Annotated in this window: 16 protein-coding genes; 5 read left to right on the top strand and 11 right to left on the bottom strand. The window is 70.5% G+C overall.

From position 1 onward, the window contains the following. The first annotated feature begins 62 nt into the window (after nucleotides 1-62). Complete coding sequence (locus tag Hbl1158_RS00165; RefSeq protein ID WP_234298076.1) at nucleotides 63-1,190, top strand: DNA primase; 1,128 nt, start codon at nucleotides 63-65, stop codon at nucleotides 1,188-1,190. A gap of 49 nt (nucleotides 1,191-1,239) precedes the next feature. On the opposite strand, the gene Hbl1158_RS00160 is transcribed toward Hbl1158_RS00165, so the two are convergent. Further along, complete coding sequence (locus Hbl1158_RS00160) at nucleotides 1,240-1,440, bottom strand: hypothetical protein (RefSeq protein ID WP_234298075.1); 201 nt, start codon at nucleotides 1,438-1,440, stop codon at nucleotides 1,240-1,242. A gap of 217 nt (nucleotides 1,441-1,657) precedes the next feature. Here Hbl1158_RS00160 and Hbl1158_RS00155 point away from each other — a divergent pair, with 217 nt between their 5' ends. Next, nucleotides 1,658-2,437: an SWIM zinc finger family protein gene (locus Hbl1158_RS00155; protein ID WP_234298074.1), complete on the top strand. Its 780-nt coding sequence runs from the start codon at nucleotides 1,658-1,660 to the stop codon at nucleotides 2,435-2,437. A 28-nt stretch (nucleotides 2,438-2,465) separates the two neighbouring features. Here the strand turns inward: Hbl1158_RS00155 and hjc are convergent, their stop codons facing one another. The 6 genes from hjc to Hbl1158_RS00125 all read right to left on the bottom strand — a co-directional run bounded on the left by hjc (nucleotide 2,466) and on the right by Hbl1158_RS00125 (nucleotide 7,837). Next, complete coding sequence (hjc, locus tag Hbl1158_RS00150; RefSeq protein ID WP_234298073.1) at nucleotides 2,466-2,954, bottom strand: Holliday junction resolvase Hjc; 489 nt, start codon at nucleotides 2,952-2,954, stop codon at nucleotides 2,466-2,468. Nucleotides 2,955-3,086: 132 nt separating this feature from the next. Then, nucleotides 3,087-3,842 (bottom strand): protein sorting system archaetidylserine decarboxylase, encoded by a 756-nt coding sequence (locus Hbl1158_RS00145; protein WP_234298072.1) that lies wholly within the window; start codon nucleotides 3,840-3,842, stop codon nucleotides 3,087-3,089. Further along, complete coding sequence (locus Hbl1158_RS00140) at nucleotides 3,839-4,888, bottom strand: AAA family ATPase (protein WP_234298071.1); 1,050 nt, start codon at nucleotides 4,886-4,888, stop codon at nucleotides 3,839-3,841. Before Hbl1158_RS00140 ends, Hbl1158_RS00145 begins: the two co-directional genes overlap by 4 nt. A gap of 301 nt (nucleotides 4,889-5,189) precedes the next feature. Then, entirely contained in the window at nucleotides 5,190-5,480 is a 291-nt protein-coding gene (locus tag Hbl1158_RS00135; protein ID WP_234298070.1) for a hypothetical protein, read from the bottom strand. 14 nt (nucleotides 5,481-5,494) lie between these two features. Then, entirely contained in the window at nucleotides 5,495-6,019 is a 525-nt protein-coding gene (locus tag Hbl1158_RS00130; protein ID WP_234298069.1) for a DoxX family protein, read from the bottom strand. Between the two features lie 132 nt (nucleotides 6,020-6,151). After that, entirely contained in the window at nucleotides 6,152-7,837 is a 1,686-nt protein-coding gene (locus Hbl1158_RS00125) for a DUF4382 domain-containing protein (protein ID WP_234298068.1), read from the bottom strand. A gap of 209 nt (nucleotides 7,838-8,046) precedes the next feature. Here Hbl1158_RS00125 and rnz point away from each other — a divergent pair, with 209 nt between their 5' ends. From rnz to Hbl1158_RS00110, 3 genes are all read left to right on the top strand, one after another. Beyond that, complete coding sequence (rnz, locus tag Hbl1158_RS00120; RefSeq protein ID WP_234298067.1) at nucleotides 8,047-8,982, top strand: ribonuclease Z; 936 nt, start codon at nucleotides 8,047-8,049, stop codon at nucleotides 8,980-8,982. Between the two features lie 151 nt (nucleotides 8,983-9,133). Further along, a complete protein-coding gene (locus Hbl1158_RS00115; RefSeq protein ID WP_234298066.1) occupies nucleotides 9,134-9,598 on the top strand; it encodes a hypothetical protein in 465 nt (154 codons plus the stop codon). Between the two features lie 51 nt (nucleotides 9,599-9,649). Next, nucleotides 9,650-11,623 carry a DUF460 domain-containing protein gene (locus Hbl1158_RS00110; RefSeq protein WP_234298065.1) on the top strand — a complete coding sequence of 658 codons (1,974 nt, stop codon included), beginning with the start codon at nucleotides 9,650-9,652 and terminating at the stop codon, nucleotides 11,621-11,623. Between the two features lie 491 nt (nucleotides 11,624-12,114). Here Hbl1158_RS00110 and ilvA read toward each other — a convergent pair whose 3' ends face one another. The 4 genes from ilvA to pdhA form a co-directional block, all read right to left on the bottom strand. After that, nucleotides 12,115-13,356 (bottom strand): threonine ammonia-lyase, encoded by a 1,242-nt coding sequence (gene ilvA, locus Hbl1158_RS00105; RefSeq protein ID WP_234298064.1) that lies wholly within the window; start codon nucleotides 13,354-13,356, stop codon nucleotides 12,115-12,117. Between the two features lie 94 nt (nucleotides 13,357-13,450). Further along, on the bottom strand, nucleotides 13,451-15,154 hold the full coding sequence (locus tag Hbl1158_RS00100) for a dihydrolipoamide acetyltransferase family protein (protein WP_234298063.1): 1,704 nt from the start codon (nucleotides 15,152-15,154) through the stop codon (nucleotides 13,451-13,453). 2 nt (nucleotides 15,155-15,156) lie between these two features. Continuing rightward, nucleotides 15,157-16,161: an alpha-ketoacid dehydrogenase subunit beta gene (locus Hbl1158_RS00095; protein WP_234298062.1), complete on the bottom strand. Its 1,005-nt coding sequence runs from the start codon at nucleotides 16,159-16,161 to the stop codon at nucleotides 15,157-15,159. A gap of 1 nt (nucleotide 16,162) precedes the next feature. Further along, the gene (gene pdhA, locus Hbl1158_RS00090) at nucleotides 16,163-17,278 is read right to left on the bottom strand and encodes a pyruvate dehydrogenase (acetyl-transferring) E1 component subunit alpha (RefSeq protein ID WP_234298061.1); all 1,116 of its coding nucleotides are present in this window, start codon (nucleotides 17,276-17,278) and stop codon (nucleotides 16,163-16,165) included. Between the last annotated feature and the right edge of the window lie 20 nt (nucleotides 17,279-17,298).

The following is a 17,298-nucleotide window of genomic DNA, read 5'->3' as shown; positions in this document are numbered from 1 at the left end:
CGAGCCGAGTACGGATCAGACCGTCGCGCTTAACCACCAGCCACCACCACGAACACGCGATCATGGAGCCGCGCCACGCCCGCTACCCCTTCTTCGCGACGGCCCGCGAGGCCGTCCGCGAGTCGGGCGTCGACCTCGCCGCCCTCGTCGCCGACGGCGACCCCGCCGTCGACCGGGGGCGCGAGCGGGTCGAGCGCGCGCTCACCGAGGGCACAGTCGAGGCCGACGACCCCGTCGAGTGGGACGCCCGCGACGAGCTCCTCTCGTACCCCATCGCGCGGATCCTCGTCTCGCTGCTCGACTCCCACGCCGCCGTCGAGAAGTACGCCGACGCGGAGGCCCGCACCGCCTACCGCCGCTTCACCGAGGACCTCGACCGCGAGCGCTCCGGCGACGCCCGCCCCGACCCCGCCGCCGTCGACCGCGACGCGCTCCTCCGGGAGTTCGACCTCGACGGGGCCGTCCGGGCGGAAGCACCCAAGCCGGGCCAGCCCGAGGGGAAGTGGCTCTGGCTCGGCGTGGGCGCGTACCTCTCGTACGTCGACCCCGAGTGGGGCGACGACTGGCGTCTCGTCAACCGCGACCTCGCCGACGGCGAGGTCCGCGCCGAGCGCGAGGAGCTGTACCGCCTGCTCCGGGAGGCCGTTCGCGACCGCGTCGCCGACGGCCTCCCGTTCGAGGGCGTCGGCGACGACCTCGCCGCGGAACTGGAAGCCGAAATAAGCGACCTGCGCGACCTCCTCGCCGACCGGAGCGTCCGCGCCGACCTGGAAGTTGTCGCGCCCGAGCACTTCCCGCCGTGTATCGCGAAGCTGCTGGGTCGCGCCCAGGCCGGCGACGACCTCGACTCCCGGGAGCTGTTCTCGCTTCTGGCGTTTCTCGCCGGGCTCAACCTCGAGAGCGACGAGGTCGTCGCGCTCACGTCGCTCGGTCCCGACCTCGTCGCCGACCGCTTCGCGTACCTGAGAGACGAGTCGGGCGCGCAGTACCCCCCGCCGTCGTGCCGGACGCTCGGCGAGTACGGGATCTGCGACAACGAGGACAACCACCGCAGCGTCGCCCCGCACCCCATGGAGTATTACAGCAGACAGCTCCGCCAGGCCGACGACGTGGTCGACTGGCGCGACCGCGCCGGCGACGGAGACGGGACCGACAGCGGCCGCGGAGCCAGCGGCGACGCGGAGGCGTGAGCGCGACGCCCGTCCGCGACCGAGAAGCGCAGGAGAGTTCGAGCGTCGTCTAGTCGTCGAGGTAGACGCCGGCCCCGGCCATCAGCAGAACGAACAGAGCGATGATGCCGACGATGTAGTACGCCCCCGGAACCGAGAGGTTGTGCCCCGTCGAAAACCGGGTGCCGATGGCGATCAGGAGGGCGATGAAGACGACGACAGCGCCGGTGGAGACGGCGATCTTTCGGCGCATCTCGGCGTCGAGTTCCATGCACCGGCGTTCCCGTGGACCCGGCAAAAGGGCTTCGAAGCGACCCCGAGCGGCCGATACGTCGCCGACGCGGCCAGCGGCGACGAAGGGGCGACGGTGACGAAGGGCCAGCGGCGACGAAGAGCCGGCGGCGACGAACGTCGGGGGCGGGTCCGAGCACGCTCGACCCGGCCGGGAGAGGGCTTAGGTTCTTCCGGACTCTACTTTCATCGATCACATGACTCCCACGCTCACACGCGATCGAACGGCCCGTTCCGACGACGAGACCGCGGCGTCCGACGAGCGACTCCGGACGCTCGACTCCCGCGAGCGCGCCAGAACCGCCCTCTTCGACGACGACGCGTCCGACCGCCAGTCGGGTCCCGATCCCGGCGGGACGACTACCGGCGGTGCCGACGCCAGGACGGGGCGCGCGCGCACCGAGCCGATGGCGGTGTACCCCCTCCGGGACGACGACCGCTACCTCGTCGACACCGAGGGCGGCTCCTACGTCGTCGACCTCGCGAGCGACGCCTGCACCTGTCCGGACCACGCGATCCGGGGCCAGCGGTGTAAGCACCTCCGGCGCGTCGACATGGAGGTCGGGATCGGTCGCGTTCCCGCCCCCGGCGAGCGCGTCGCCGCCTGCGCCGTCTGCGGCGACGGCGTGTTCGTCCCCGTTCGGGAGACGGGCGCGTTCCTCTGTGGCGAACACCGCCCCGCGATCGGGTCGTTCGTCCGCGACAGCGAGGCCGACAAGCTCCTCGTCGCCACGGGCGTCACGACCGAACGCGCCGACGAATACGAGACCGACGAGGGCCGGCCGATCAGCGGGTACGAGACGAACGCCGACTACGGCGACCACGAGCCCGTGGTCGAGGCGGTGTACGTCGGCAACGCGCTCGCCAGTCCCGGCCCGCTCGACGTGTCCGGCCGGCGGACGTACGGCTTCCCCGCCTCGCGGCTGCGGCGACTCGATCCCGCAGAGCGACCGTCCGTTCCCGTGATCGGGCTTTGAGACGGACGCCGACCGATTCGGGATACGGTTACAGCATCTCCTCGGCCTCCTCGGCCGAGAGCACGCCCTGCTCGACGGCGGTGAGCACCTCCGCGACGCTGGTGTCCGACTCCGTGTCGTCGCCGGCGGCCAGCAGGTCGTCGATCGTCTCGCCGTCGGCGACGGCGGTCTCCTTTTTCACTCGGTAGTTTCCGCCGTCGGTGACGTACAGGTCCCCGGGGTGGAAGAAGTACCAGTCCTCGCGGTCGAAGCGGACGCCGATCTTCGGCGACGCGCCGAAGTTGCGCGCGAAGTAGATGAGCGCCTCCACCTCCTCGCCCCGGAGGTAGATCGGGTCGCCCGAGGAGGACTTCGCCTCGACGGCGTAGAAGGCGCTGGCGTCGCCCGCGAGCACGTCCGGCAGTTCGCGGTCGGTGGAGGAGCCGCTGGCGGGCGCGCGCATCACCGCGAAGCCGGCCTCGTCGAGCCTGTTGACGAGTTCGCGCTCCCGGCGGTCGCCCTTCGGGTTGCCCGGCATGGACGCGAGTGGGTCGCTGGCGCGGATAAGCGGGACGGTCCCGCGGGAGTGCGGAGTGAAAGTGAACGCGGACGGGGTGTGGAGTCGCCGGTGGGTCGCCGGTGGGTCGCCGGCGTCGTTTCCGCGACCGCCTCACTCGCGGCGCGCGATCACCGACTCGCCGGCTCGAACCGCCTCGCCGACGCTCACGCGGACGCTCTCGGGGTCGTACGCCGGCGGGAGCACCACGTCGGCGCGCGACCCGAACGCGATGTAGCCGAGTCGGTCGCCGCGGTCGAGCCGGTCTCCACGCGAAACGTAGGGGGTGATGCGGCGGGCGAACCACCCCGCGATGAGCGCGCCGTCGACGACGGCGGTCGCGTCGGCGGCCGGGTCGCCGTCCCGGGCGGCCGTCGTCTCCGCGCCGGTGCGGTCGACATCGCCGGCGCGATCGGCCGTCGTGCTCGCGTCGCCCTCGCCGTCGACGGCGCGGAGCGCGTACTCGAACCGCTCGTTGCGCTCGGACCCCTTGGCGAACGCCGGTCGGTGGGCCGCCCCGCGGTGATCGAGCCGCGTCACGGTCCCGTCGGCCGGAGCGCGGCAGACGTGCACGTCGACGGGGCTCATGAACACGCCGACGCGGACGCGGTCGCCGTCCTCGCGGATCACAGAGACGTGGCCGTCGGCGGGCGCGACGATCCCCTCGCCCGCGGGGGTGCGGTCGGGGTCGCGGTAGAAGTACGCGGAGAACGCTCCCAGCGCCAGCAGCGCCAGTCCGAGCGGCGGCACGAGGAACAGGAACGGCACAGCGAGCGCGACCGGGACGGCCACGCGGCGGGCGCTGCCGGGGGCGAGGTCGGGAAGGGGATTCGGGAGTCCGATCGGCGCGGGGGTGGGGGTACGAGTCACGCGTCCACAGGGTCGTGAAGGGTCGTCTCGGTCGTCGTCCGCCGCGCGCCCCACGCCGCGAGCAGGTGCGTGAGGTGGATCCGGTCGTCGCTCCCGTCGACGAGGTCGAGGTCGACCTCGCCCGCCAGCGCGTGGAGCCGGGCGACCGACTCGGGCGAGGCGTCGGACTTCGAGCGCGCGACGCGCAGCACCTCACGGAGCAGGTCGCCCCCCTCGTAGCCGTCGTCGTGGAGCAGGTCGTCGAGCGTCGAGCGGGCGTCCTTCAGTTGCCCCGCCTGGGCCGCCTCCAGCGCCGAGAGGACCTCCTCGTCGGTGCCGACCTCGCCGAGCGTCTCGTAGGCGGCGTTCATCGTCACCTCGTCGTGCTCGACGGCCGTGGTCTGTGCGGAGAGAACGGCCTGCCGAAGGTCGCCGCCGGCGGCGCTGGCGACGAACTCCAGGCCGTCGTGGTCGTGCTCGACGCCCTCGGCCTCGCAGATCCCCCGGAGGACCTCGATCGTCTCGTCGGTCGTCGGCGCGCGCACCGGCACCGGGAAACACCGCGATCGGATCGGCGGGATGAGCTTCGCCGGCTGGCGCGTCGCGACGACGAACTGCGTCGTGCGGTGGTACTGCTCCATCACGCGCCGCAGCGCCTGCTGGAAGTCCTCGCGGATCGCCTCGGCGTTGTCGAGCAGGACCGTCTTGTACGTGCCAGACATCGGCGCGTTCGCCGCCGACTCCTTGAGCACGCGGTTGATCATGTCGCGTTTCGCCATCCGACTCCGGCCCTCGAGGAACGAGGCGAAGCGTGGGTCCTCGCGGATCTCCTTTTTGCTGCGGCCGAAGAAGTCCGCGACGTTGACCTCGATGAGGTCGTTGTCCGGGTCGTCGTGGGCCGCCCCGGCGAGCGCGCGCACGGCGGCGGTCTTACCCGACCCCGGCGGGCCCTGCACCACGAGGTTCATCGGCTCGTCCACCGCCCGCGAGAGCCGCTCGCGCACGTCCTCCTGCGGGAGGTCCGCGAGCGCGGGGGCGTGCGTGTCCGTCCACAGCGGGCCGTCCATTACCGGACGGTAGCGGGCGGGCGGGCTTGAACCCTGCCGTTGTCGCTCGCACGGATCCCGACGCTCGCGGCGAGAGCGAAGCGAGCCGAACCGGAACAAAACGGAACGGAACGAAACGAAACGGGGCGAAGACAGCGACTGCGACCCGCCAGGCGGGTCGGTGGTGCCGCACGGTCGATGCGTTATCGACGCGTGGTCGGCGCGTGCTCGCCGTTCGATCGGAGCCGATCTGACTGACGCAACCCCGGTCGGCCGTGACCCTCAGTTGGCCGTGGCCGCGACCGTCGGTCGGCCGCGACCCTCAGTCGGCCGTGACCTCGCGAGGCGTCCGGTCGGGGGCTCCCGGAGTCACGGTGGCCCGGTAGAGGCCCCACGCGAAAAGCACCGCGAGGCCGAGCAGGACCAGCCCGGTCCGGAGCGTCGGGTCGACCGCGGGCGTCGCGATCACGTCGCCCGCCTCGTTGGTGAGCGGGACGGGGCTGTACGGCCGTCCCGCGAGCAGTTCCACGACGCCGAGGCCGACGATGCCCAGCAGCATCAGGGCCGCGGCGAAGCCCGTCGCGATCGTGTCGACGATGTCGAATTCTTGCATTCGTGTTCACCTCGTTAACCGAGCAGGTAGCGGAGTCTGGGGTAGCGGTTCACCACGTCGAGGCGCTCGATGACGGCGTCGAGGCCGTAGTAGCGGCCGGCCGCGAACACCATCATCGTGGCGAACAGGAGCAGCCCCATCAGGTCGCTGTTGACGAGGCCGTTCCCGAAGCCGGCGTTGCCGACCCAGAACAGGGTCATGAAGACGACCCCGCCGAAGGCCGCAAGCCGGACGAACGCGCCGGCGATGAGCGCCAGTCCGATGAGCGTCTCGAACAGGGGGACCCCCGGCTCGATGAGCCACGCGAGGTTGTTGCCCATCCACACCGGAATCGGGCCCAGGGCCGTGCCGGTCATCCCCTGCATGTACGTCGTGCCGTACGTGAAGCTCAGGCCGTCCTCGATGAGCTTCGTCACGCCCGCGTGGAAGAACCACCAGCCCGTGATGACACGGAGCAGGGCGATCCAGTACGCGGCGAGCGGTCCACCGACGTCGAAGCCGAAGTCCTCGGCCAGCGGGTTGGTTTCCGAGTATGCCATGGGTCTCACCTCACAGATGCGAATTGGACGGCCATCCCGGTATAAGCGAGACCCAGTTCCCAGTCGGTGAAAGCCGGCGAAACCCGGCGCAATCGTTGCCGTACTGCCCGATCGTTGATCGAGGATCGCCGGTCAGACTGCGGGGGCGCGCAGCGCCGCGGAGTCGTCCTCGTCGTCGGCCTCGTCGCCGCCGGTCGACTCGAACTCACGCTCCAACTCTGCCTCGTCGCCGTCGGCGTTCACCTCGACGGTCAACTCGGTCGCGTTGGCGTCGACCGGGAACGTGACCGTTCCGTCCGCGTCTGTGCTGTACGTCCCGGTCGACTCCTCGCTGTCGACCTCTTGGACGACCTCGACGGTCGCGTTCCCGACGGCCGAGCCGTTGCGCGTCACCTCGACGGTCGCGTTCTCGCCGGCGGTGACGTTCCCGACGAACGAGGCGTTCAGGCCCGGTTCGTCGGCGGCGTCGTCAGCGGCGTCGTCAGCGTCGTCGTCAGCGCCCTCCGCGTCCTCGTCCGCGTTCTCGTCGACGTCCTCGATGTCGACCTGGTCGGCCGTGCCGGATTCGCTCACGACCGGCTTGAGGATGTACTTGCCCGAGTTGCCGGCTTTGAACACGGACATGTCGTAGACGAAGTCGACCTCCTCGCCGTCGCCGACGGTGAACTCCGTGTTCAGTTGGAGCTTGTTCGACGGCAGCTTCACGTTCGCCGAGTCGCCGTTCTCCAGCGTCGCGTCGATGCCGTCGACGTAGACGAACACCTTCGTGTACGTGCCGTTCTCGACGCCGAAGGTGCCGAGCCTCGTCGCGTTCGCGCCCGGCAGCGTCGTCAGGTCGACCGTGCGGTCGTCGACGTCCTTCTCGACCCAGCCGGTGTCGTTGCCGGCGGTCCGCAGCCCGACCTTCGTCACGGTGACGTTGAGGTGGGCGAAGTCTCCCATGGCGTTCTCCTCGTCGCTGAGGTAGAAGTTCATCGACGACTGACCGGAGTCGGACGCGCTGTCGCCGTCGTCCGTCTCGCTCTCGTCGTCGTCCGTCTCGCTCTCGTCGTCGTTGCCGCGGTCGCCCGCGTTCCCGCGGTCGTCGCCGCGGTCGTCACGGTCGTCCACGTCGCGGATTTCGACGTCGTCACCCGTGCCGGACTCGCCGGCGACGGGGCGCAGGATGTACCCCTGGTTCCCGCGCTCGAACACGGTCACGTCGAACACGAAGTCGACCTCCTCGCCGTTTCCGACGGTGAACTCCGTGTTCAGTCGGAGCTTGTTCGACGGCAGCTTCACGTCCGCCGAGGAGCCGTCGGTGAGGGTGCCCTCGACCGCGTCGATCTCGACGAACACCTTCGTGTACGTGCCGTTCGGGGCGGGGATCGAGCCCAGCCGCGAGGCGTTCGCGCCCTGCAACTCGGTCAGGTCGACGGTCACGTTGTCGACCTCGTAGGTGACCTGCTCGCCTTCGTCGTCGTCGGACTCGGGCGTCTCGGTCGACGCGGTGGTTACCGTCTCAGTCGGCTCAGTCGTCTCGGTCGGCTCAGTCGTCTCGGTCGGCTCGTCGGTCTCTGCGTCGCCGTCGGCGTCTTCGCCGTCACCGTCGTCGGCTCTGACGAGCGTGACCTCGGTGATCGTGACGTTCAGGTGCTCGAACTGGTCGATCGCGTTCTGCTGGTCGCTGATGTAGAAGTTCACAGTTCCCCCGTCGTCGCCGCCGGCGGTGCCGGCGTCCGTTCCGGAGGAGCCCCCGGGGACGCCGCCGGCGCAGCCGGCGAGGACGAGCATCAGGGCCGCCGCAACGGCCGCCCATCCCGTCGTGTGTCGTGACATTACACCCGATCACACGAACCGCGTCGGCATATACCGAACCGGCCGCAAAGCGGGATTCATCCGGATTAATCCCGAGACGGCGTCGGATTCAGTCGCGATCGACGCGGTCGTCCTCGGGGGGAGTCGACCCAGGGGTTCGGGGGCGGTATCGCGGCCGCGGTCGGAGGCGCTTCGACAGCGTTTCACCGTCGGCCCCGTCACTCCCGCGTATGATCCGGGTCACCTTCCTCGGCACGAGCGGCGCGGTGCCGACGGTGTCGCGCGCCCCCAGCGCGGTCCACCTGAACCGCGAGGGCGACGAGTTCCTGTTCGACTGCGGGGAGGGCACCCAGCGGCAGATGATGCGCTTCGGGACCGGCTTCGGACTCTCGCACCTGTTCGTCTCGCACCTCCACGGCGACCACGTGCTCGGCATCCCCGGGCTCGTCCAGAGCCTCGATTTCAACGACCGAGAGGAGCCGCTGGCGATCCACGGCCCGCCCGGTTCGAAACGCCACCTCACGGAACTGGTGCACGCGGTCGGCCACGACCCCGGGTTTCCGGTCACCGTCCGCGAGGTCCGCCCCGGCGCGGTCGCGCTCGACCGCGAGGAGTACGAGGTTCGGGCCTTCGAGACGAACCACCGCACCTCCTCGGTCGGCTACGCGCTCGTCGAGGCCGACCGCAAGGGCCGGTTCGACCGCGAGAAGGCCGAAGCGGAACTGGGGATCCCGCCCGGGCCGGCGTACGGGAGGCTCCACGCGGGGGAGACGATCGAGTTGGACGACGGGCGCGTCGTCGACCCGGAGGAGGTCGTCGGCCCGCCGCGGCCCGGCCGCCGGGTCGTCTACACCGGCGACACCCGCCCGGTGGAGGCGACCGTCGAGGCCGCCGAGAACGCCGACCTACTCGTCCACGATGCGACGTTCCTCCACGAGGCGGTCGACCGCGCGCGCAAGACCGCCCACTCGACGGCGCGAGAGGCCGCCGAGGTCGCCGACCGCGCCGAGGCGAAGCGACTCGCGCTCACGCACCTCTCCTCGCGGTACGCCGGCCGGGCGCACGAACTGGAGCGGGAGGCCGCGGAGGCGTTCGACGGCGAGGCGTTCCTGCCCGACGACGGCGAGGAGATCGAGGTCCCGTTCCCCGACGCCGACGACGAGTGAGCGTTCAGCGGCCGGCTGACGCCGGGACCGACCCGCGGAGACCCTGTCCACCGATCTGTCATCAGCGGACCCCCGAGCGATACGTAGCCGTATCCACCGGTACACTCGGGTCATAGCATCCGTTAAGCGAGCGAGGCCGAACGGACAGACGATGGCCGCAATCACGTCGGAGGACACGGCGACGCGGGAGAGATCCGCCCGGGAAGTGCCCGCTCCCGACTGTGACCGGATCGGGGTCCTGCTGGTCGATCCGAACGACAGCTTCCGGTCGGCCGCGACGGCGCTGTTGGGACGTGAAGCGATGGCCGTCGAAGCGGTGGCCGACGCCGGCGACGCGCCGACGGATGCGACCAGGCGGCCGCCCGACTGCGTGGTGATCGATCCTGGCGTCGGTGGCGAGTCGGCGATCCGTCGGGCGGCGTGGCTCGGCCTGCGCGCGCCAGTCGTACTCGCGACGGGCGCGCCGCCGTGGGCACTCGCGGACGCGGCGTGGACGGTCGCCGACGCGTACGTCGAAAAGGGACGATCGGGGACGTTCCAACGGCTCGAAGCGGCGATTCGAGCCGCGGTCGACGACTCTCGCCGTCTCCAGCGAGCGGCGCGTGCGGATCGGTGACACGACGGTCCCGGCGCGGAGTTTTTCACCGTCAACCGCCAATGCCGGTTCGTGAACGCCCGGACGAGCGCGCTCGACTCCCTCGTGTTCGGAGTCGACATCCAAAGCGGTGACATCCGGGGCGACGCGCCCTCTTACGCGCTCGTCGTCTTCGACGGCGAGTCGTTCGAGCGGGACGTGGTCTCACACCGGAAGCTCCGCCGGCGCATCGAGGACGAGGAGCCCGCCATCGTCGCCACCGACAACGCCTACGAACTCGCGGCCGACAAGGACGCGCTCGTGCGATTCCTCCGCGCGCTCCCCCACGGCACGGCGCTGGTGCAGGTGACCGGAGACGAGCGACCCGAGCCGCTCTCACGAGTCGCCGCCCGCCACGGCGTCCCGTACGGCAAGAAGCCGATGAAGGAGGCGGAGGCCAGCGCCCGCCTCGCGGCCGCGAACGTCGGCTACGAGGTGTCCGCTTTCACGAACACGACGACCGTGAAGGTGTCCAGGGGTCGCTCGACGGGCAAGGGCGGCTGGAGCCAGGACCGCTACACCCGCCGGATCCACGGGAACGTGAAGCGCCGCGCTCGCGAGGTCGAGTCCGAACTGGACGACGCGGGGCTCGACTACGAGGTCGACATCACGGAGAAGTACGGCGGCTACCAGAACGCCGTCTTCTCCGTGGAGGCACGCCCCCAGGACATTCCGGTAAGCGCGGGTCGCGGGGGAGACACCCGCGTCGAGATCGACCGCGAGCGACGCGACGGGATCGAGTTCGAGCCGCTGGTGAAGCGCCGCGACCGCGTCGTCGTCGGGATCGACCCGGGGACGACCACCGCCGCCGCCGTCGTGGGGCTCGACGGCACCGTCTTCGACGTGTTCTCCACCAGGACCGCCGACACCGCCGCGGTGATCGAGTGGCTGATCGAGCGCGGGCGACCGGTCATCGTCGCCGCCGACGTGACGCCGATGCCCGAGACGGTCGAGACGTTCCGTCGGAGCTTCGACGCCGCCGGCTGGACGCCCGAGTCGGACCTCCCGATCGACGAGAAGCTCCACAGGACCCGCGAGGAGGCGTACGACAACGACCACGAGCGCGACGCGCTGGCCGCGGCGCTGTTCGCGGTCGACGACCACGCCGACCAGTTCGAGCGCATCGGTCGGCAGATCCCCGCCGGCGTCGACCGCGCGGAGGTGATCGCCAGGGTCGTCGCCGACGAGCAGTCAGTCGAGGGGGCGCTGTCGGACCTGCGGGACGACGACGGCGAGGACGACGAGGAGTCGGGACCCGAGCCGCGCGAACTCACCGACGAGGAAAAGCGGATCCGCGACCTGGAGGAGCAGGTCGAGCGGCTCGACGAGCACGTCGCGGACCTGAAGGAGACGATCGAGCGGAAGGACGACAGGATCGACGAACTGGAGACGGAGCTGTCGGACGCCCGCCGCGAGGAGCGCATGGAGGCCCGCCGCGACCGCGAGGTCACCCGGATTCGCCGGGAGAACGACCGACTGGAGCGCGAGCGCGACGAGGCCGAGGAGACCGTCGAGGAACTCGAGGAGAAGCTCGCGCGGCTCAAGACGCTGTGGAAGCTCGACCACGACGACTTCGCGGAGGTCTCGAAGGGCCGAGACCTCGTGTCCGTGAAGACCGTCGATCAGTTCACCAAGCGGGCGATCCGCCGGGCCGACGAGCAGTACGGACTCGCCGCCGGCGACGTGGTGTACCTCCGTGACGCCTCCGGAGCCGGGCAGGCGACCGCCGAACGCCTCGCCGAGACCGAGCCCCGCGTCGTGTTGCGGACGGGCGGGCTCTCCGACGTCGCCCGAGAGGTGCTGTTCGACCACGAGATCCCCGTCGGTCCCGCCGACGACGTGGCGATCCAGGAGGTCGACGAACTCGCAGTCGCCCGCGAGAGCGACGTGGAGGACGTGATCGACGACTGGGAACGCCGCGCCGCCGAGCGCGAGCGCGAGCAGACGGAGGCGATGGTCGACGAGATCATCTCCGAACATCGGGCAGGCGAGGCCGAGCGAACGTAGTGAGCGAGGGCTCGGATAGTCGGCGGTGAGGTGGAGGCGGTCGAACGGAGTGAGACCGTCTCGCCCGAACCGCCCACGAAATGGGCGAGGCCGAGCGGACGTAGTGAGCGAGGCCTCGATACGTGAACGGCGAGCGAAGCGAGCCGTGAGCGCGAGCGGCGCGGAGTGAGCGAAGCGAACGGACGAACCCTCGGGGGACGGCCACCCGCCGGTAGACGCGTCGTTCGCCGAGAACTCTCCTCCAGTCGAGGCGATCCCCCGGGACCCGTTTCGGTCGATCGATACTAGTTTTAATCTGACATGTGTCGGTCGAGCGAGAGCCGTTCGTCCGTCTGAAAGCAGACGTCCGTCAGACAACGGTCAACGGCTGAATCGTTTCGTATATGCCGAAAGTCGTCAGACTCCGACGCGAGTACCCCTTCGTTTCGACTGGAGTGCGGACGGTTCCCACGATCGGCGCGTGGAGAGTTGTCACCGCGGCACGAGACGTGTCAGTTTATCCGGGTTACCTCGTAGCCGCGCTCGTCGATCGCGTCGATGAGCTGGGTGGCGTGTTCGCGTCCGGACGTGTTCACCTCGAAGGTGAGGTACGCCTCGCCGACGCGGAGCTCCCCGACGGCGCGGTCGTGGCGGACGTGACGGACGTTCGCGCCGCGGTCGGCGAGGACCGTCGACAGCGTCGACAGCTCACCGGGCTCGTCCTCGATGCGGACGCGCAGGCGCAGCAGTTGGTCGCGGTCGGTCATCGCGTGTTCGAGCACGGTGTCGAGCATCGACATGTCGATGTTGCCGCCGCACAGCAGCGGGACGACCGTCTCGTCGGTCACGTCGACGCGACCAGACAGGAGGCCGGCGACCGAGGCCGCGCCCGCGCCCTCGACCAGTTGCTTGGCGCGCCCCAGGAGCGTGAGGATGGCGTGGGCGATCTCGTCGTCGCTGACGGTGACCACCTCGTCGACATGGCGCTCGATGAGGTCGTAGGTGAGGTCGGCGACGCCGCCGGTCGCGATGCCGTCGGCGATGGTGCGGGTCTCCTCGCGGTCGACGGGTTCGCCCTTGTCGAGGCTCTCGGGCACGGTCGCGGCGTCATCGGCCTGCACGCCGACGACGCGCACCTCGGGGGCGACCGCCGCGAGGGCGGTGGCGACTCCCCCGATGAGGCCGCCCCCGCCGATGGGCACGATCACGGTGTCGAGATCCGGCACCTGTTCGGCAATTTCGAGGCCGAGCGTACCCTGGCCGGCGACGATCGCAGGGTCGTCGTAGGCGTGAACGAAGACGGCTCCGGGCTCGTCGGCCAGGTCGCGGGCGTGGGCGACCGCGACCTGGAACTCCCGGCCGCGGAGGACGACCTCCGCGCCGTAGCCGCGGGTGGCGTCGACCTTCGCCTGCGGGGCGTCCTCGGGCATGACGACCGTCGAGGGGATCCCGGCGTTCGTGGCCGCCAGCGCGACCCCCTGGGCGTGGTTGCCGGCGCTCGCGGCGACGACGCGCTCGGCGTCGCCCGCGTCCGACCGGCTCGCGCCGCCCGCGACGAGCTCGTGGATCTTGTTCGACGCACCGCGGGTCTTGAACGAGCCGGTGCGCTGGAGGTGTTCCATCTTGAGGCGCACGTCCGCGCCGCTCATCTCCGAGAGCGACCGCGAGCGCTCGACCGGCGTCTCGCGAACGATCTCCGGGTCGAATCGCTCGCGGGCCCGCCGGATGTCGGTGACGGTGACGAGGTCGGACATGGCTGTTGGAGGTGGCGTCTCCGTGGGGGCGCAAAAGTTGCGTGGATCGGAACCCGGCTGCGAGTCGTGGCGGACGACCCGCCGCGCGGTCCGGCTACTCCAGCAGCAACAGCTCGGGGTTCTCCAGCCGCTCCATCACGAAGTTCGTGAACCGCCCCGCCTCCGCGCCGTCGATGACGCGGTGGTCGATCGACAGCGACAGCGGCAGCGTGTGGGCCGCCCGCACCTCGCCGTCCTCGGCGACCGGTCGCTCGTCGATCGCGCCCAGTCCCATGATCGCCGTCTCGGGGTAGTTGATGATCGGGGTGGCGTACTCGCCGCCGACCGCGCCGAAGTTGGTGATCGTGAAGGTGCCGCCCTGCATCTCCTCGCGGGCGAGCTTCCGGTCGCGGGCGCGGGCGGCCAGGTCGTTCACCTCCTCGGCGATCCGCAGCAGCCCCTTCTCGTCGACGTCCTCGACCACGGGGACCATCAGCCCCGCGTCGGTCGCGACCGCGATGCCGACGTTGTACTCCTTCTTGAGGAGGATCTCCTCGTCGTCCTCGCGAAGCTCGGAGTTGAGGTACGGGAACTGCTTGAGTCCGGCCACGATCGCCTTCATCACGAACGGCATGTACGTCAGCTTCACGTCGCGCTCGGCGGCGCGCGCTTTCAGCTCCGCGCGGGTGTCGACGAGGTCGTCGACGACGGCCGTGTCGTGGTGGCTGACGTGCGGGGCCGTGTACTTCGACTCCGCCATCTGGGTGCCGATGGTGCGGCGGACGCCGCGGTACGGGACCGTCTCCGGCTCCCGGGAGGCGGACGCGGCAGACGGGGCCGCCTCGCCGTCGCCGCCCTCAGCGGTCGCGGTCGCCCCGTCGCCGCCGGCCGTCGCGGACTCGGCCGCCGCCTCGGCGGCCTTCGCCTCTTTCACGGCCTGCGCGTACTGCTGCACCTGCTCGGTCGAGACGAACGCCTCGCCGTCGCGCGTCTCGTCGGTCGGCACGTCGTCGATGTCGACGCCCGCCTCCTCGGCGGCCTTGCGCGTCGCCGGCACCGCGAGCGTCCGGTCGCGACCCGCCGCCTCGACGGACGACGCTGCCGACGCGGACGCGTCGGCTCCGGCGGCCTCGCCGTCGCCGTTCTTTCGAGAGACTGCCGACCGCTTGCCGTCGATGTCGACCGGCTTCGGCCCGGAGGAGTCGCCTCCGTCGGCGTCGCCGGCGGCACCCGTATCGGGCGCGCCGTCGGACTCGACGTGGGCGCGCACGTCGCCCTCGGTGACGCGCCCGCCTGGACCGCTCCCCTCGACGGCGGCGATGTCGACGCCGAGTTCGCGTGCGGCCCGGCGGGCCGAGGGCGGCGCGAACACGCGACCCGACGACGGTGCCGGCGTCTCGTCGGCGTCGTCGGCAGCGTCGCCGGCGGCGCTCGTGTCGGCCGCGTCGGCCGAGTCATCCGCGTCGTCTCCAGCCTCGGCGGTCTCGGCGGTCTCAGCGGCGGCCGATCCCGTCGCTTCCGCGGACTCGTCGGTGGATTCCTCGGCCGTCCCGTCGCTCCCGGCCTCGCCCTCCTCGTCCGCGACCTCGTAAGTGACGATCACGTCGCCGACGGGGACCATCTGGCCCTCCTCGACGTGCAGTTGCTTCACCGTCCCGTTGTACGGGGACGGGACCTCCACGAGCGCCTTGTCCGTCTCGACCTCGGCGACCGGCTGGTCCTCGGTGACGGTGTCGCCGGGGTCGACCAGCCAGTTGACGAGCTCCCCCTCTGCGACGCCCTCGCCGACGTCGGGGAGTTTGAACTCCTTCTCGGCCATGGTCAGAAGTCCACGGCCTCCTTGATACCGTCGGCGACTCGCGCCGCGTTCGGCATGTAGTAGTCCTCCAGGGCGTACAGCGGATACGGCACGTCGTAGCCCGTCACGCGCTGTATCGGAGCCTCCTGGTACAGCAGCGCCTCCTCCTGGAGCGTGGCGGTTATCTCGCCGGCGAGCCCGCCTGTCCTCGGAGCCTCGTGGACGACGCACGCGCGACCGGTCTTCTTGAACGACTCGACGATGGCCTCGCGGTCCATCGGCGAGACCGTTCTGAGGTCGACGACCTCCGCGTCGATCCCCTCCTCGGCAAGCTCCTCGGCCGCCTCGAGCGAGGGGCGCGTCATCGCGCCGTAGGTGAACACGGACACGTCCGACCCCTCGCGGCGGGTCGTCGCCTCGCCGATCGGCACCTCGTAGTCGTCTTCGGGTACCTCGCCTCGGAAGGCGCGGTAGATGAGCTTCGGCTCCAGGAAGATCACCGGGTCCGGGTCGCGGATCGCCGAGATGAGCAGGCCCTTCGTGTCGTACGGCGTCGAGGGCATCACCACCTTCAGCCCGGCCTCGTGGGCGTAGAACGCCTCCTTCGACTCGGAGTGGTGTTCTGGCGCGCGGATGCCCCCGCCGTACGGCGCACGGAGCACCATCGGCAGCGTGTACCGGCTCCGCGACCGAGTGCGCAGGCGGGCCATGTGGCTCACGATCTGGTCGAACCCGGGGTACATGAACCCGGAGAACTGGATCTCCGGCACCGGCTTCAGCCCCATCGCGGCCATGCCGACCGCCGTGCCGATGATGCCCGACTCCGCCAGCGGAGTGTCGATGACGCGGTCCTCGCCGAACTCGTCGTACAGGCCCTCGGTGGCGCGGAAGACGCCGCCGTTTTTGCCGACGTCCTCGCCCATCACGAGCACGTCGTCGTCCGACTCCATCTCGGTCGCGAGCGCGTCGCGGACCGACTGTACCAGCGTCAGGTTCTGCGTGGCTTGATCTTGTTCTTGACTGCTCATGTCACTCCTCCAGGAACGCCTCGTCGCCGTACTCCTCGCGAAGCTGTGCGAACTCCTCGGCCTGCCGCCGCAGTTCGGGGGACTGCTCGGCGAACACGTGATCGAACATCGATCCGGGGTCGGGCCGCACCGTCGACTCGGCGGCGTCGATGGCGTTGGCGACCGCCTCGCGGACGGACTCCTCTACCTCGGCGACGCGCTCGTCGTCGAGGATCCCCTGGTTCCGGAGGAACTCCTCCAGGCGGGGGATCGGGTCCTTCGCCTTCCACTTCTCCACCTCGTCCTCCTCGCGGTAGACGCTGGGGTCGTCGGCGGTGGTGTGCGCGCCGAAGCGGTACTGGACCGCCTCGATCAGCGTCGGGCGGCGCTCGCCCTCGCCGGGATTCCTCGCCTTCTCCAGCGCCTCCGTCGTCGCCTTGTACACCGCCAGCGGGTCCATTCCGTCGATCTGGACGCCCTCGAAGCCGTAGGCGACGGCCTTCTGCGCCAGCGTCTCGCTGTTCGTCTGGCGCTCCCTGGGAACCGAGATGGCCCACTGGTTGTTGTTGCAGAAGAACACCGTCGGCGTGTCGAACACGCCCGCGAAGTTCAATCCCTCGTGGAAGTCGCCCTCGCTGGTCGCCCCGTCGCCGAAGTAGCAGATGAAGGCGGTGTCGGTCTCGCCGTCGCCCTGCAGCTTGTCCGCCCAGGCCATCCCCGTCGCGTGGGGGATCTGGCTGGCGATCGGCACGGCGGGCGTGAAGACGTTCGCCTCCTCTGGGACGAGGCTCCCGCGCTCGTCGCCCATCCAGTACAGCAGCGTCTGTTCCAGCGAGAGCCCGCGAACCATCGCCGCGCCGTGTTCGCGGTAGGAGGGGATCATCCAGTCGTCCTCGGCCAGCGCCATCGCGGAGCCGACCTGCGCTCCCTCCTGGCCGGACAGCGGCGGGTACGTCCCCATCCGCCCCTGTCGCTGGAGAGACACCGCCCGCTCGTCGAAGTGGCGGGCGAGTTTCATGTGACGGTACATCGCGACGAACTCCTCCTCGGAGAGGTCCGGCACGTCGCCGACGACGCCCCCGTCCTCGTCCAGGACCTGCACCATGCCGTCGCGGGGGTCGCGCTCGAGCGTGCTCACGGTACCCACCTTCGCATACC

Origin of the sequence: Halobaculum sp. CBA1158 (assembly GCF_021431925.1) — an archaeon.
Classification (GTDB): domain Archaea; phylum Halobacteriota; class Halobacteria; order Halobacteriales; family Haloferacaceae; genus Halobaculum.
This window is presented reverse-complemented; position numbering and strand designations above follow the sequence as displayed.

Bases quoted from the DNA above. Each gene is read 5' to 3' on its own strand.
- Hbl1158_RS00165 (WP_234298076.1), top strand. From the start codon at position 63: ATGGAGCCGCGCCACGCCCGCTACCCCTTCTTCGCGACGGCCCGCGAG.
- Hbl1158_RS00160 (WP_234298075.1), bottom strand. From the start codon at position 1,440: ATGGAACTCGACGCCGAGATGCGCCGAAAGATCGCCGTCTCCACCGGC.
- Hbl1158_RS00155 (WP_234298074.1), top strand. From the start codon at position 1,658: ATGACTCCCACGCTCACACGCGATCGAACGGCCCGTTCCGACGACGAG.
- hjc (WP_234298073.1), bottom strand. From the start codon at position 2,954: ATGCCGGGCAACCCGAAGGGCGACCGCCGGGAGCGCGAACTCGTCAAC.
- Hbl1158_RS00140 (WP_234298071.1), bottom strand. From the start codon at position 4,888: ATGGACGGCCCGCTGTGGACGGACACGCACGCCCCCGCGCTCGCGGAC.
- Hbl1158_RS00135 (WP_234298070.1), bottom strand. From the start codon at position 5,480: ATGCAAGAATTCGACATCGTCGACACGATCGCGACGGGCTTCGCCGCG.
- Hbl1158_RS00130 (WP_234298069.1), bottom strand. From the start codon at position 6,019: ATGGCATACTCGGAAACCAACCCGCTGGCCGAGGACTTCGGCTTCGAC.
- Hbl1158_RS00125 (WP_234298068.1), bottom strand. From the start codon at position 7,837: ATGTCACGACACACGACGGGATGGGCGGCCGTTGCGGCGGCCCTGATG.
- rnz (WP_234298067.1), top strand. From the start codon at position 8,047: ATGATCCGGGTCACCTTCCTCGGCACGAGCGGCGCGGTGCCGACGGTG.
- Hbl1158_RS00115 (WP_234298066.1), top strand. From the start codon at position 9,134: ATGGCCGCAATCACGTCGGAGGACACGGCGACGCGGGAGAGATCCGCC.
- ilvA (WP_234298064.1), bottom strand. From the start codon at position 13,356: ATGTCCGACCTCGTCACCGTCACCGACATCCGGCGGGCCCGCGAGCGA.
- Hbl1158_RS00100 (WP_234298063.1), bottom strand. From the start codon at position 15,154: ATGGCCGAGAAGGAGTTCAAACTCCCCGACGTCGGCGAGGGCGTCGCA.
- Hbl1158_RS00095 (WP_234298062.1), bottom strand. From the start codon at position 16,161: ATGAGCAGTCAAGAACAAGATCAAGCCACGCAGAACCTGACGCTGGTA.